The sequence below is a fragment of the Petroclostridium sp. X23 genome, from assembly GCF_030013905.1.
Taxonomy (GTDB): domain Bacteria; phylum Bacillota; class Clostridia; order SK-Y3; family SK-Y3; genus X23.
Genome location: NZ_CP124862.1, coordinates 2,884,752 through 2,899,477 on the forward strand (window position 1 = coordinate 2,884,752; position 14,726 = coordinate 2,899,477).

Here is a 14,726-nt window from a genome sequence, read left to right on the forward strand (position 1 = left end):
ATCTTTCTTTATATTTATAACCTTATTAGACGAAAGTTACTCCTACTCTATAGTAACGAGACTATTATTTCAATCATACAAATTTAAAATATTAATTTCCTGTGTATCCCATTCTTTTAGAAATTTCTTTTGCTGCCTTCACGACATATTCACTGATCATATTGTCCTTTTCCGGCGCAATAACGCTCTTAGGCCCTGAAGTGCTTACTGCTGCGATCACTTCGCCTCGATAGTCGTAAATTGGTGCCGCAATGCATCGGATTCCTTCTTCATGCTCTTGATTATCGATTGCCCAACCTATCTTTCTTGCTTCTCTAACCTGCTCTATTACTTGACCTATACTGCTTAAAGTTTCCGCAGTATACTGCTTTAAGTCACGGGTTTTTAATAGTTGTTCTATTTCTGTATCTGCCATTCCGGTCATGATTGCCTTTCCGACAGCTGAGCAATGCATTGGTACCCTTTTGCCTATTGATGAATACATACGGATAGTGTTTAAAGTTTCAACCTTTTCAATATAAATCACTTCACCATCTACGAATGTCGCAAGATGCACCGGCTGTGTAGTCTCTGCCGCTAATTTGCGGAGATACGGCGCCGCCTCGGTTTTCAACTCAATACTGTTTAAATGGATACTGCTGATTTCAACTACTTTCATCCCCAACTGATAAGTACCGACGTCGGTATTCTTTTCTACATACCCTCTCTCGCCAAGGGCGTTAAGCAGTCTATGCACGGTGCTTTTATGCAAACCCACACGGTTACCGATTTCAGTAACACCCATGCCATTCTTCTGAGTAGCAAGTAATTCTAATATATCCAACGCTCTATCAAGAGTCTGAACAGCTTTTTCTGCCATATTAAATCACGTCCCACATAATGAAACATCGTTTCATAAATATTATATCACATCGTTTTTATTAATTCAAGTATTATTGTTCTATTTATAACAAGCTTGTATTCGAATTATTTTGTTCTTTCAAACACTACTTTCCCATCGATAATCACATATTCCGGTCTGCTTCTAAAATCAAGAGGATGTCCATCGAAAATAATGATATCTCCATCTTTTCCCTCTTTAATAGAGCCTACTCTATTTCCTATTCCGCAATTATTTGCCGCATTAATGGTAATGGCTTTTAGTGCGTCTTTCTCATTCATCCCCTCTCTTACTGCCAGCGCAGCACATAACGGCAGGTATTGTATGGGTGTTACCGGATGATCCGTAATAATGGCAACACTTAATCCTTCCTGCGCAAGAATTCCCGGTGTCTTAAATGTGAGGTTCTTTAGCTCCGGTTTTGAACGGTCAGATAAAGACGGCCCTACCATCAGCGGCACCTTCTCTTCCTTCAAATAGTCTACAATCAAATGCCCCTCTGTGCAATGCTCCAGCGTGATATTTAGGTCAAATTCTTTTGCTATTCTTAATGCAGTAAACATATCATCGGCCCTGTGTGCATGCACCTTTACCGGTATCTGCTTATCTAATACCTTCAACAGGCTTTCCATCTTAAAATCAAAGTCCGGCTTATCAATTTCTTCAGGATCGGCATGATGCTCATCTATTAGCGTTTTATATTCATTTGCCTTCAGGAGGTTCTCCCTTAGAATAGCCGCTGTAGCCATTCGTGTTGTAGGAGATTGGTTCTTTTGATGATATACTGTCTTAGGGTTTTCACCCAAAGCAACTTTCATCGCCACCGGCTCTTTTAAGATCATTTCGTCTATACGCCTTCCATATGTCTTAATGGCAGCAAACTGCCCTCCTATAACATTGGCACTCCCGGGCCCTGTAACTACTGTGGTGACACCTGCTTCTCTGGCTTCTTGGAAAGCCCTATCGTTGGGGTTAATAGCATCTATTGCTCTAAGATGGGGGGTCACAGGGTCAGTATCCTCGTTGCCATCGTCACCTTCAAAACCAATGGAATCCTCCCACATACCTACATGGCAATGCGCATCGATGAATCCGGGAAGTATATATCCTCCTCCGGCATCAATAACCTTATCTGCATTTGATACCTCATTGCTAAAGTCATCCATACCACCTAATCTCACGATCTTACCCTCATTCAATAATACATATCCGTTTTCATAGTCGGTACCCTCCATAGAAAGCACCTTTCCATTTTTGATCAATAACAATTTAGTTCCCCCCGTCTCGTAAGATAAATAAGAATGGAGAATCATGATTCTCCATTCTTGTTATTCCCATTTATTTTCATTAATATATCTCTCCGCAGCATATGTTGCTATCGCTCCATCGGCTGCAGCTGTGACAATCTGACGCAAAATTTTTTCTCTTATATCTCCGGCTGCAAAAACACCGAACTTATTAGTCTGCATGTTTTCATCAGTAATGATATAACCGGCATTATTGGTCTCAACTTTTTTTACAATCAATCCACTATTAGGCACCACCCCAATGGCAACAAATAGACCTTCTACCTTTAAGTCCTTCGTCTCATTTGTTTTCAAGTTCTTAACCTTAATACCTTCTACTTGATCCTCACCCAAGATTTCTTCTACGGTTGAGTCCCACACAGGCTCGATTTTATCATTTTCCAAGACTGCATCCTGCAAAACTTTTACCGCTCTGAAAGCATCTCTCCTATGAATCAGATAAACTTTCGGACAAAACCGTGCAAGGAACAGCGCGTCTTCTAACGCAGTGTCTCCCCCTCCCACTACAGCAACTTCTTTATCCCGATAAAAAGCGCCATCACAGGTTGCACAATAAGAGACACCTGCTCCTCTGAACTTTTTCTCCTTATCCAATCCCAGTTCTTTTGGATTTGCTCCCATAGCAAGAATGAGTACTTTCGCTTCATAAACACTTTTATTGGTTTTTACCGTTTTAACGATGCTGTCCACATCGACATCTACTACATCTTCATATTTTATTTCGGCACCGAATTTTTTTGCATGGGCTTCCATTTTCATGACCAGGTCCGGCCCACTGATGCGCTCATTAAATCCGGGATAGTTGTCTACCTCATATGTTGTAGCTGCCTGCCCGCCGACAAACATTTTTTCAATGATCAGTGCTTTTAATCCGCCTCGGCCTGCGTATAATGCTGCTGTCAATCCTGCAGCACCGCCGCCGATAATAATGATGTCATACATAAAAGATGTCTCCCTTCATATATTATATATTCTTCCACTTACAAACTTTTTTCTCAAAAAAATCTACAATGGCATATAATACAAATCCTATCAGGCTTAATCCGATAATACCCGCGAACATCTCATCATACATAATGCGTGTCCACGCCTCAATAATGAAATATCCAATTCCATAGCTTGTTGCGAAAGTTTCAGTGAAAAATAATACTGCTATCGCTGTTCCGATGCTTAACCTGATAATAGTAAAAATTTCCGGCATCACAGCAGGAAGAATTACATGTCTGTACATCTGCATCTCACCGGCTCCCATTGAAATCAGTGAATAATACATTTGCCTATCAATATTCTTTCCTGCATCTCTTGCAGTTATTAATATCAGAAAAAAAACAATCATTGTGATGGTAAATATTTTTGCTAAATCACCTAACCCGAACAGTAACATAATCACAGGAAGAAGCGCAATTTTGGGGACCGGATAAAGCAAATAAATGATAGGTGAAAAATATTGGTCGGCTTCTTTATTCCTCCCTAAAAATAACCCGATGGGTAAACCCAATAATAGCGCAATGCCCATCGCACAAGTTACTCTATATAGGCTGACTATCATATGCTTCCATAAAACATCCGGAAATATCATAATAAATTCCATTATTACTTTATGCGGTACCGGCAGTATAGGTCTGTGGAGTATTAAAGCTGCAAGCCACCACACTATATATACCACTATCCCGGGGAAAATAATCTTTTTTACTATTTTCATATTATATCACCATTATCCTAATAAAGATATAAAAGTTGCTAATATTTTGTAAGTGATGAGTGGGGAGTGGACAGTAAGAAGAGTTTTTTCTATATATCGTACTCCCGTAATTGTCTTCGTATTTCTCCACACACCTTATAAAATTCAGAAGTATCCCGTACACTAGTGCTTCCTTGATATATATTGTCTACTTCTGCGGAAATCCTCCCCGGTGCCGAAGACATAATCCCGATCTTTTTCCCTAAATATACCGCTTCTTCAATATTGTGGGTCACAAGAATCCCCGTCATACCCGTCTTTTCCCATAAGTCCATAAAAGTATCCTGTGCGGCTTCACGTGTTATTGCATCAAGCGCTGAAAAAGGTTCATCCATTAATAAAATATTCGAGCGCATACTTATGGCCCTGGCAAAAGCCACTCTCTGCTTTTGTCCGCCGCTCAACTGTGACGGGTATAGTTCACTGAAATCTTCCAGCCCCAATTGGCCGATCGCATATTTTGCTCGTTCTTTGATCACTGTCTTACTATTTTTCTTTATTTCCAATCCAAGTGTAACGTTCTGCCATACCGTTTTCCACGGAAGCAGCCCATAATCCTGCAGCATTAAGGATATGTGCCCCTCATTTCTATTAAAAGGCTGTCCGTTAATCATTATACTACCTTCATCAGGTTTGATGATACCGGCTAAAATATAAAGCAGCGTTGACTTTCCACATCCCGAAGGACCTACGATAGCGTATATGCTGCCCTGATCTACTTTTAGGTCTAAGTCTTTCAACGCCGCAATCTCTATATTTGTATTTTTATAAGCTTTACTCAGCTTTTTGATCGTAATCATCAGAAAAAGCCCTTTTCAATCATATCTTTGTATTCCAGTTTCTGCTTTACCAAACCCTTTTTGTCCATCCAATTCAATACATTATTGATATCTTCTTCATCCGGCAATACTGCTTTTTGATACTGCGGCAAGCTAAAATTATCCTTTACTTCTGCCGGGAATTTTGCTTTCTCAATGATTATCTCTTTGAAAAATTGCGCATCATTATTGAGTTGCTCTACAGCAATATTATATGCTTTATATATTCTTTCGAGATCAGATTTATTTTCATTCAAAACGCTGTTATTAAACACCATTACGCTAGGAGCCAATCCTTGCTGTGTACTTGTCGCTATCACTGCTGCCCCTTTCGATTGTGCAAGGGTTGCCAGCGGCTGCGGAAGACATGCCCCATAAAGCTGACCATTCTCAAGCATTTCCAATCTTACAGGGATCTTAGGAACGCCGGTTTTTTTGATTTCCTCTTCTTCAAACCCATTTCCCATCAACATTGAATCTACCGCATATTCAATAATGGTGTTGGTAGATAAGCCGATCTCTTTATTTTTAAATCCATTTATATCCGTAATATTCGAATTCTTGCCTGCTAACAATACATAGTCCCCATCCGTTACCGAAGTAATCTTAACATCAAATCCACTTTGAATAGCAAAAGCCGCCGCAAGGATATCCGATACACATCCGTCTATCTTTCCTGTCTGCAAAGCAGTATCCCTTTCCACCGCACTGGTAAACAACTGAATATCAACGTCTACTCCCTGTTTTTTAAACAATCCGTTTTCTGCCGCTACGATAAACGGCACCGAATTCACATCCGGCATCACACCAATAGAAATTTTTTCACTTTTCTGCTCAGCACATCCCGAAAAAACTATCAGTAACAATATGCCTAACACAAAAATCTTCAATACCCTCTTCATTTCGCCACTCCTTTAAACACTCGATTTACTATTTACTGTTCGCTTTTGATTGTCCATTGTCCATTGTCCACTGTCCATTATTCACTATTCACTATTAATTATCCCCGTATCTTGGATATAGTTCATGCTCTATCTGCAAAACGTCCAACACTTTCCCCACCGCAAAATTTATTACATCATCAATGGTGGAGGGCTGTGTATAGAATGCGGGAACCGGTGGAATAATTACCGCTCCCGCCTGTGCAGCATGCAATAAATTTTTAATATGTATAAGGCTTAGCGGTGTTTCCCGCGGTACCAAAATAAGTCTCCGACCTTCCTTGATTGTCACATCCGCCGCCCTCTGCATCAAATTGGAAGAAATACCGTTAGCAATGCCTGCCAGCGTTCCCATGCTGCATGGCATAATAATCATCCCGTCGGTTTTCACCGAACCGCTGGCAATAGACGCGCCGATATTATCTATATCATGAAGTACCAAGTTCGAATGTTCTTCAACTTGTGATAATCCCATTTCATCCTTTAATACCCTGCGGCCGGCATGGGTAATGACCAAATCTACTTTATATCCCTTCTTTAACAATTGCTGTACCAGCCGATATCCCATGACTACGCCACTGGCTCCTGTAATTCCTACCACATATCTTCTGTCGTTCACTTTTATCCTTCTTTCTTTATTAGTGGGGAGTGAGAAGTTGGATAGTGGAGAGAGATTAAAGACTCCTCACTCCTCACTTAAAATATGTCAATAGCCACACCTATGAATACAACAATCCCTACCAGTTCATTTACGTTATATGATGCAATCTTAACATTTTGAAGGTTCTGCGGCGATACCAATTTATGCTCATAAATCAACATCAATGCAACTACCGTCACCGAAGTATAATAGGCCCACCCCATACGATAAAAGATTGGTACAATATATAATAAAATCACTGCCGCCAAATGGCATAACGATGATATCCTCAGCGCTCCTTCAATCCCGAATCGGGCCGGTACGGAATGTATCTCATGTTTTATATCAAATTCATAGTCCAAGGTTCCGTAGATAATATCAAACCCTGCAACCCAAAGCGCAACAACCGCCCAAAATATAAAAGGCGTGATAATATCCGGGAAACTAATCTCCCCGGTGATTGCCAGCCAGCCGCCCATAGGTGCTCCTCCTACGGCTGCCCCCAGTACAAAATGGCACATCCATGTGAATCTCTTTGTATAGGAATAAATAATAAATAAAGATAGTGGGATTGGCAAAAGGTAACTGCAAATCGGATTGATCATAAAAGCCGAAATGATGAGTAGTACAAAACACGCAACGGCAACTAAGAGCACCTCCCACTTTTTCAATATGCCTTTTGGAATATGTCTTATAGCCGTCCTGGGATTAGCGGCATCTATATCACTGTCTATCAAGCGGTTTAAGGCATTTGCTCCATTTCTTGCCCCAAACATGGCAAGTAAAATCCATACAACTTTGGATATCGGAGGCATTCCGCCTTGAGCCACCATTACACCAATAAAAGCAAACGGCAGCGCGAATAGCGTATGCCTGAATATAACCATGTCACTGATGTTTTTTACTTTAGAAGTGACTTTGGAACTATATTGTAGAATATCCACTTCCATTACTCCTTTTTTTAATAGTTCACAGTTCACGGTTCACAGTTCACAGATTTTCCTATAGTATTCTGTGAATTTTCTTCGAACTATATATAGATAAGGTATATATGATGCTCTCACTTAAGCTTTGGTAGGGGCGGACGACTCTGTCCGCCCGCAATACGGCAAAGCACATCGGGCGACAGAGTCGTCCGCCCCTACCAATAGCCATTTATTCTACTACTAGTTAAAAGTTAAATCCAAGATACTTTAAACTTGGATTCTTCTTACCTATATGAACCGTAAGCAATAATTTCCTATTATTCATATACGCACGACTTAATCGATCCCATATTCTTTCCATTTCTTATCTACTAATTCTTTTATCTCTTGATCCATCTCAATATCATCCGGCCATTCGCGCAGATGGCCTTCCTCCGGCCATTTCTTAGTAGCATCGATCCCCATCTTATGTCCGTAATGCGGCAACGGAGATGAATGGTCCAGCGCATCTAACGGCCCTTCTGTAATCACAACGTCTCTTTTTGCATCAATATTATTAAAAACTTTCCATGCCACTATCGACAAATCATGGGGGCTCACTGTATGATCAACAACAATCACCATTTTGGTAAACATCATCTGTCCCATCCCCCATACAGTATTCATAATTTTCTTAGCATGCCCCGGATAGCTTTTCTTTATAGAGATGATGACACAATTATGAAATACTCCTTCCAATGGCATATTAATATCCAAAATTTCAGGATTTTGCATTTGCAGCAAAGGAAGAAATATTCTTTCAGTAGCTTTCGCAATAAAACAGTCCTCCATAGGTGGCTTCCCTACGATGGTTGCAGAATAGATCGGATTCTTCTTTCGCGTAACACAGGTTACATGAAAAACCGGATACTTATCCTTCAGCGAATAATATCCCGTATGATCTCCAAAAGGCCCTTCTTCTCTGTATTCATTCAGATCAACATAACCTTCCAGCACAAATTCCGCGTGAGCAGGAACTTCAATATCATTGGTAATGCATTTTACCACTTCTACCGGTTTCTTTCTTAAAAATCCCGCAAATAAATATTCACTGATTTCTTTAGGCAAAGGTGCAGTCGCAGAATAAACGGTCGCGGGATCTGCCCCTATCGCAACAGATACAGGCATCTTATTTTCGCTCTCTTTATAACGATTATAGTTTTCACGGCCATCTTTATGTAAATGCCAGTGCATACCGGTAGTGGTCTTATCATACACCTGCAGTCTATACATCCCCATATTCATACCACCATTATGCGGATCTTTGGTTATAACCAGCGGAAGTGTGACAAACCTCCCTGCGTCCTGGGGCCAACATTTTAATATAGGAATTTTATCCAAATCCGGCTCTTCTATCACTTCTTGGCATGGCGCTTTGGTTACTCTTTTCGGGAAAATATTTGCGAGTTGTAGCAGTTTGGGTGCCGCTTTTACTTTATTGATCAAACCAATGTAATTGGACGGCTTTATTAATTCCCGTATTTCTTGCGCAATATCATCCAAACTATTAACTCCCAGTGCAAGATTCATCCTTTCATAAGAACCGAATGCGTTCATTAATACAGGATAGTCTGAACCCTTTACGTTTTCAAATAATAGAGCCGGGCCACCTTTTTTGGATACCCTATCAGTGATCTCGGTGATTTCAAGCTCACTATTTACCTCTGTCTGTATTCTTTTTAGCAATCCTTTTTTCTCAAGAATCTCAACAAACTCTCGAATGTCCCTATATGACATTGGCTGCCCTCCTTTCACTCTATACATCTTTCAATTCCATTTATGTATTTCTGCCAATTAACTGATCTAATATACTGCTCATAATTTCCTTGCTTGCTCCATCGGGCAGCACTTTTAAACTCTTCTGTGCTTTATTGATATATTTTGTGGCCAATTTTTGTGCATAGTCTACCCCACCCGATGCAAACGCAATTTCGGATATTTGCCTGCCATCTTCTACAGAATGCTGATTCTTGTTTAGAAGTTCTTTGATACTTGCACTGTACTCTTTATTCTGGATTGCATATATAATAGGCAGTGTATATATGCCTTGCGTATAGTCATTATTTGCAGGCTTACCCATCATGGTTTTTTTTCCTGTGAAATCCATCACATCATCTGTGATCTGAAATGCCATCCCCATATTCATGCCATATCCTGCCAGATCATTGACCATTTGCTTGCTGCACGCCGCCTCATAAGCACCTATATAACTGCTGGCGCTAAACAGAATCGCCGTTTTTGCCGCAATCCGCTTGAGATACCCAATGACACTCAAATCGGTCTTATACCTGTAATGATATTGCTGTATTTCTCCTTCGCACACTACTCTTAGCGCTCTAGCCAGCTTTTTTGTGTTTTCTATATCGTTAAATCCCGAAATAAGTAAAAACGCTTTACACAAAAGGAAATCTCCTGTAAACACCGCGATATCTTTGCCCCATCGTGATTGAACTGTTTGTGTGCCTCTTCTCAAATTGGCTTCATCAATAATATCATCATGAATGAGCGTTGCCATATGCAGCATTTCTACAGCGGCTGCCAGCGGAATAATCTTTTCCCGGCTATAGTCACCTGCCTTTGCGGCAAGCACCATCAGCAAAGGTCTTAACCTCTTTCCTCCCGACTGCAGCATTTGCTGGGTCGCATCATTAACCAATGCCTGCTTGGCACGTACATTCTTTATCAATTTTTCCTCTATTAACTTCATTTCGTATGCTATCTCAGGATAGCCTGATAATAATTCCATAACACACCCACATAAATTTTTTATTGTAGTTTATACTCGTCGTCTATAATTTCTATCTTCCCTTTTAGACCTTTTGTAGTACGTACTTGTTTATATTGGTTAATTGTCATTGCTTCTATGCCGGGCTGCGATTCAATAAGCTGCAGTCCCTTTTCTTCTCCCAATAAAAATAAACTGGTAGATAATGCATCAGCGTCCATAGAATTTTCCGCAATAATCGTTGCGCTGATCAAGCCGCTGGAAGCAGGATATCCCGTAAACGGATTTAAAATATGATGATAAATCTTTCCGTCCTTTTTAAAATTCCGTTCATATGGGCCGGATGTAACGATCGCCTTGTCCGATACGTTTATTACAGCCATTAATATGCCCCGCCCTTCAGCCGGGTTTTGAATTCCTATCCGCCAATCTGTTTGCATGGATTGCTTGTCCCCCTTAATTGCTGCACGAATATACTGCATAAGACTTATTTTCTTCTTGCCAAGAACAATCACATTTCCTCCAAGATCAGCATAAGCACTTTTAATACCATGGTTTTTTAACACCCTTATGACTTCATCCGCTGCATACCCTTTCGCGATGCCTCCAAGGTCAATCCCCGATCCTTCTTGCAGAAGCTTTACACTGTGTTCATCCTCATTAAGCTGTATCTTCTCATATCCGATTTTATTAATAGCTTGTTGTATCTCCGATTCTTCCGGCACCTTCGGTTTTTCACTCCCAATAGCCCATAAATCCCCTAAAGGCTTAATACTAATATCAAAATTGCCGCCTGTCAATTGTGAATAATATAATCCTCTTTTTACAACCTGAAACGTATTATCTCCTATCTTAACAGCTGTATTCGGTTTGCTGTGATTTAAGTTCCATATATCACTGCCCTTAGTGTACGCACTCATGGTATCTTCAATTTCCTGTATCCTATCCATAGCTGCATCAATCGCTTTTTCCGCATTTCCACCATATGCTTTTATGCTTATGACGGTAGAAAGCATAAAATCTGTTTTTGAAGCTGATTTTTCATTTAAGGGATTAAAAAGAGTAACTCCTGATACAATGATAACTACTAATAAAATGGTTAATAGCAGCTTCAAGTGCCGCATAATAAATCTCATATTCCTTTCCTCCAATAATATTAAGATGCATAGCGAAAATACTGAGAGACATTCATTAAATTACTAATGAAAAACGTTCAGTATCTTAGCACATCGGTTTAAATAGACTCCCATATTAAAATTAGTATTTTACTCTGTATTCCAAACTATCCTATAAAATAATAGCATATATAAAAACCGATTTAAAGTATAATGCTCTAACAATTAATTTTGGTCAATTTGTTCGCAGATAAAAAATATAACAGGGATATCTGATTAATTCTAACTCCCTGTTATATAAAAATAACACCCTCTTAGAGGTTCCCACCCGATTTTAACATCATTTTCAAGTCATTATAAGTATTTACTCTTTAAAAAATTTATATGCACTGATATCCCTACTCCCACCATTTCTAAACAACTGGATAGAATAATTAATTTAATAAGATTTTTCAAGAATGGAAATAACTAAAATTGCAATGATAAGGAGGTTTTACTATGACCCAAAAAAGTATCGTTATTCTCGGCGGAGGTTATGCTGGAATAGAAGCAGCAAAAGAACTTCATAAATATTTCAAAAGAAATCCTGAGATATCCATTATACTGATAGACCAAAATCCATTTCATGGCTTAATTACTGAATTGCACGAAGTAGCAGGATTTAGAGTAGAGAATGACAGCGTTAAAATTCCTTTAAAACATATCCTGCGATATACCAAAGTTCGCTTTATTAATGAAAGAGCTCAGAAAGTAGATCTGGAAAATAATAAAATAGTTTTAGATAGCGGTGAAATAACTTATGACTATCTTGTGGTAGCGACAGGAAGTGAACCATCTTCTTTTGGAATACCCGGCATTGAAGAACACTCATTCTTTCTGTGGTCATTGGAAGATGCCATTAAAATCAAACAGCAAGTAATAAAAATGTTTGATCTGGCGAAATCAGAAAAAGATATTGAAAAACGGAAGGAGTTACTCACCTTTGTGGTTGGCGGAGGTGGTTTTACCGGGGTAGAAATGATAGGTGAACTAATGCAGTGGACAAGATATCTTGCAAAAGAGTACAGAATTAGTCCAAAAGAAGTACGATTAATCATTATCGAAGCTCTACCCCAAATACTTTATTCGTTAAAAGAAAATCTCGCACAGAAAGCGATCGGTTATCTCAAGAAAAATAACGTAGAGTTGATGACCAATTCCCCTATTATTGAAGTGACCCCCCAGTCAGTAACTGTAAAAAGTGGCCAGACCATCAAAACACAAACGGTCATCTGGACTTCAGGAGTACAAGCCAACAGCTTTGTAAAGGAAACGGGATTGACCCTGACAAAAAGAAACAGAATAGAAGTAGACAAATATTTGCGCACTACGCAACATCCCAATGTATACGCAGTTGGAGATAATGCTTATTCATTAGATGATGCAGGAAATGGTGTTCCTCCTTTTGTGGAAGCAGCCTTGCAAACCGCACATACGGCAGCTTATAATCTTGCCAACGATATTAAAGTCATTGATAAAAAGAAGGAATTCAAACCGAATTTCCATGGAGTATTGGTATCCATCGGAAGTATCTACGGGGTAGCTGATCTCATGGGCTTCGGCTTATCATGGATATTTGCTACAGCCATGAAACATATTGTAAACCTACACTATATCTTTGAAGTGGGAGGTCTGGAAAGCTGTATCAAATATCTTCAGCACCATTTTCTGGTCAATGCAAGGCGTAAACCCTTACTGGCAGAAGCTTTCATTGACCATGTGAATGCCCGTTCCAGGTCGTACTGGCTGGCCATAGCAAGGATTGCTTTAGGCTTTGTGTGGCTGATATCGGCTATTGATAAAGTTTCTCATGGTTGGCTCGCCATAGGAGATAAGCTGGTTTCGGGCGCGTCATTGCAGCTTGTGGGACCGGACTCTCCAACATCTTATATCTGGTTTGTAGAAAACTTTATCTATAGATATCCATTGCTATTTCAGATTACCATCACTTTAACGGAATTATTTATTGCTGCCACCTTCTTAAGCGGAGCTTTTACATTTTTGGGTGCCGCAGCTGCGATTTTTATGAATATTAACTTCTTCCTGTCCGGAACCGGCCAGCTTTATCTGCTTTTAGCGCATATTCCGATGCTAGGCGGTGCCGGAAGAGCATTCGGCCTTGATCATTACATCATGCCTTATCTGATGAAACAGTTAAGATTCTGGCAGCGAAACGGCACCATCAATCTCAAAAAGTAGATAACTATATAATATATAAAGGGCTGGGATTGAATGCAAAAAGAAATATTTTCGCATTCAATCCCAGCCCTTTATATATTATATTTAAACTTCTGATCCTTCCTCAACTCTTTTGTTCAGCCACCGGTATTAATCGTGCACGTCTTAGTATCGGTACGATCTGGGCTGCAACCACTGCAACAATGACAAACATAATCAGATCTTTTAGAATGAAGGGAAAGAATCCGGCAGACAACGCGCCCATTATATTCATACTCGCCTTGTTCATATAAAATTTAACGATAAGGTATATATAAGGAACACCAATCAGATAGATGACGGCTAGACCGCTCATTACCGAAATAAGTGCATTCTTTAGGTTCATTACTTTTAATCTCTCGGATATTATACCGATCACATAAGCACCTGCCGCAAACCCAAGCAAATAACCGAAAGATGGTTTCAAAACGTACATTAATCCTCCTCCTTCAGTAAATACCGGTATACCCGCCAATCCAATCGTTATGTACACAATCTGGGACATCAAACCAAGTCTCGCCCCAAGCAGTATACCTGCAAACGCACAGAAAAAAGGCTGAAACGTGAAAGGAATAACCGGAAAAAATATTTTTACCATCGCGCCTACCGCCATTAATGCGGCAAATAAAGCCACCAAAATCATATCACGTGTTTTTAAGTTCATTTGTTTGCTCCTCACTTTCTTATCTACATAATACAAACTACATTTATTAGAATAATAGATAAAAAAGTAATTGTCAACCTATTTTCATCATTTAGGTTTACAATTACTTTTAATCACATCATATCCATAAGTTCTATCAATAAATTTACTGCCGTATTCATATTTTAACAAACCTAATGCCATATAAATATCTGCTGATGAGCCAAGTAAATTTAAAACAAATACAAGATCTCCAATCCATCCTGTAATGAATAACGATATAAACGATATCATTAGTACCGGCGCCAGTAGAATTATACAAAATTGGATTCTTGCCATTGGCCTGCCTGAAACCTCCATGGTATATACGTAAAATCCTCGAAATCCGTACTTGAGCTGCCCTCCAAACAGTTTATATGCGAAACCGTGAAGCATCTCATGGATAACCGTAATAGGAATCATTGCGCTTACCACCACTATCATAAAATTAATATAGATTTCCGGCAAGAGTTCTTTAAAACACCATATGATTAAGGGTTTTTCACAATATCCAGTTAGTATGGCAAATATTTTGTCATATAGAAAAACGGCAATACCCAACGCAATGATAAAGCATTTCGCATGTACTTTCCAATTCAGAATAAAAGACATGTTTTCACCTCTTATTAGAAGTATTAACATCTCTTTTATTCATA

Annotated in this window: 14 protein-coding genes; 1 reads left to right on the top strand and 13 read right to left on the bottom strand. The window is 39.4% G+C overall.

Annotation, left to right across the window (positions count from 1 at the left end):
• Positions 1-91 precede the first annotated feature (91 nt).
• The 11 genes from QKW49_RS13655 to QKW49_RS13705 form a co-directional block, all read right to left on the bottom strand.
• Positions 92-859, bottom strand: a complete 768-nt coding sequence (locus QKW49_RS13655; protein WP_282863198.1) for an IclR family transcriptional regulator — start codon at positions 857-859, stop codon at positions 92-94.
• A 107-nt stretch (positions 860-966) separates the two neighbouring features.
• On the bottom strand, positions 967-2,148 hold the full coding sequence (locus QKW49_RS13660; RefSeq protein ID WP_282863200.1) for an amidohydrolase: 1,182 nt from the start codon (positions 2,146-2,148) through the stop codon (positions 967-969).
• Between the two features lie 60 nt (positions 2,149-2,208).
• Complete coding sequence (gene trxB, locus QKW49_RS13665) at positions 2,209-3,129, bottom strand: thioredoxin-disulfide reductase (RefSeq protein WP_282863201.1); 921 nt, start codon at positions 3,127-3,129, stop codon at positions 2,209-2,211.
• Between the two features lie 22 nt (positions 3,130-3,151).
• The gene (locus tag QKW49_RS13670) at positions 3,152-3,889 is read right to left on the bottom strand and encodes an ABC transporter permease (RefSeq protein WP_282863202.1); all 738 of its coding nucleotides are present in this window, start codon (positions 3,887-3,889) and stop codon (positions 3,152-3,154) included.
• An 89-nt stretch (positions 3,890-3,978) separates the two neighbouring features.
• On the bottom strand, positions 3,979-4,728 hold the full coding sequence (locus QKW49_RS13675; RefSeq protein ID WP_282863203.1) for an ABC transporter ATP-binding protein: 750 nt from the start codon (positions 4,726-4,728) through the stop codon (positions 3,979-3,981).
• On the bottom strand, positions 4,728-5,648 hold the full coding sequence (locus QKW49_RS13680) for a MetQ/NlpA family ABC transporter substrate-binding protein (RefSeq protein ID WP_282863204.1): 921 nt from the start codon (positions 5,646-5,648) through the stop codon (positions 4,728-4,730). Before QKW49_RS13680 ends, QKW49_RS13675 begins: the two co-directional genes overlap by 1 nt.
• Before the next feature lie 94 nt (positions 5,649-5,742).
• Positions 5,743-6,306, bottom strand: coding sequence for a flavin prenyltransferase UbiX (locus QKW49_RS13685; protein ID WP_282863205.1), 564 nt, complete (start codon positions 6,304-6,306; stop codon positions 5,743-5,745).
• A gap of 77 nt (positions 6,307-6,383) precedes the next feature.
• Positions 6,384-7,271 carry a UbiA-like polyprenyltransferase gene (locus QKW49_RS13690; protein WP_282863207.1) on the bottom strand — a complete coding sequence of 296 codons (888 nt, stop codon included), beginning with the start codon at positions 7,269-7,271 and terminating at the stop codon, positions 6,384-6,386.
• A 318-nt stretch (positions 7,272-7,589) separates the two neighbouring features.
• The gene (locus QKW49_RS13695; protein ID WP_282863208.1) at positions 7,590-9,029 is read right to left on the bottom strand and encodes a menaquinone biosynthesis decarboxylase; all 1,440 of its coding nucleotides are present in this window, start codon (positions 9,027-9,029) and stop codon (positions 7,590-7,592) included.
• 40 nt (positions 9,030-9,069) lie between these two features.
• Positions 9,070-10,038, bottom strand: a complete 969-nt coding sequence (locus QKW49_RS13700; RefSeq protein WP_282863210.1) for a polyprenyl synthetase family protein — start codon at positions 10,036-10,038, stop codon at positions 9,070-9,072.
• Between the two features lie 20 nt (positions 10,039-10,058).
• Entirely contained in the window at positions 10,059-11,153 is a 1,095-nt protein-coding gene (locus QKW49_RS13705; RefSeq protein WP_282863211.1) for an FAD:protein FMN transferase, read from the bottom strand.
• 477 nt (positions 11,154-11,630) lie between these two features.
• Here QKW49_RS13705 and QKW49_RS13710 point away from each other — a divergent pair, with 477 nt between their 5' ends.
• A complete protein-coding gene (locus tag QKW49_RS13710) occupies positions 11,631-13,370 on the top strand; it encodes an NAD(P)/FAD-dependent oxidoreductase (protein ID WP_282863212.1) in 1,740 nt (579 codons plus the stop codon).
• Between the two features lie 103 nt (positions 13,371-13,473).
• Here the strand turns inward: QKW49_RS13710 and QKW49_RS13715 are convergent, their stop codons facing one another.
• Positions 13,474-14,052, bottom strand: coding sequence for a biotin transporter BioY (locus tag QKW49_RS13715; RefSeq protein WP_282863214.1), 579 nt, complete (start codon positions 14,050-14,052; stop codon positions 13,474-13,476).
• A gap of 87 nt (positions 14,053-14,139) precedes the next feature.
• The gene (locus QKW49_RS13720; protein WP_282863215.1) at positions 14,140-14,682 is read right to left on the bottom strand and encodes a DUF3267 domain-containing protein; all 543 of its coding nucleotides are present in this window, start codon (positions 14,680-14,682) and stop codon (positions 14,140-14,142) included.
• Between the last annotated feature and the right edge of the window lie 44 nt (positions 14,683-14,726).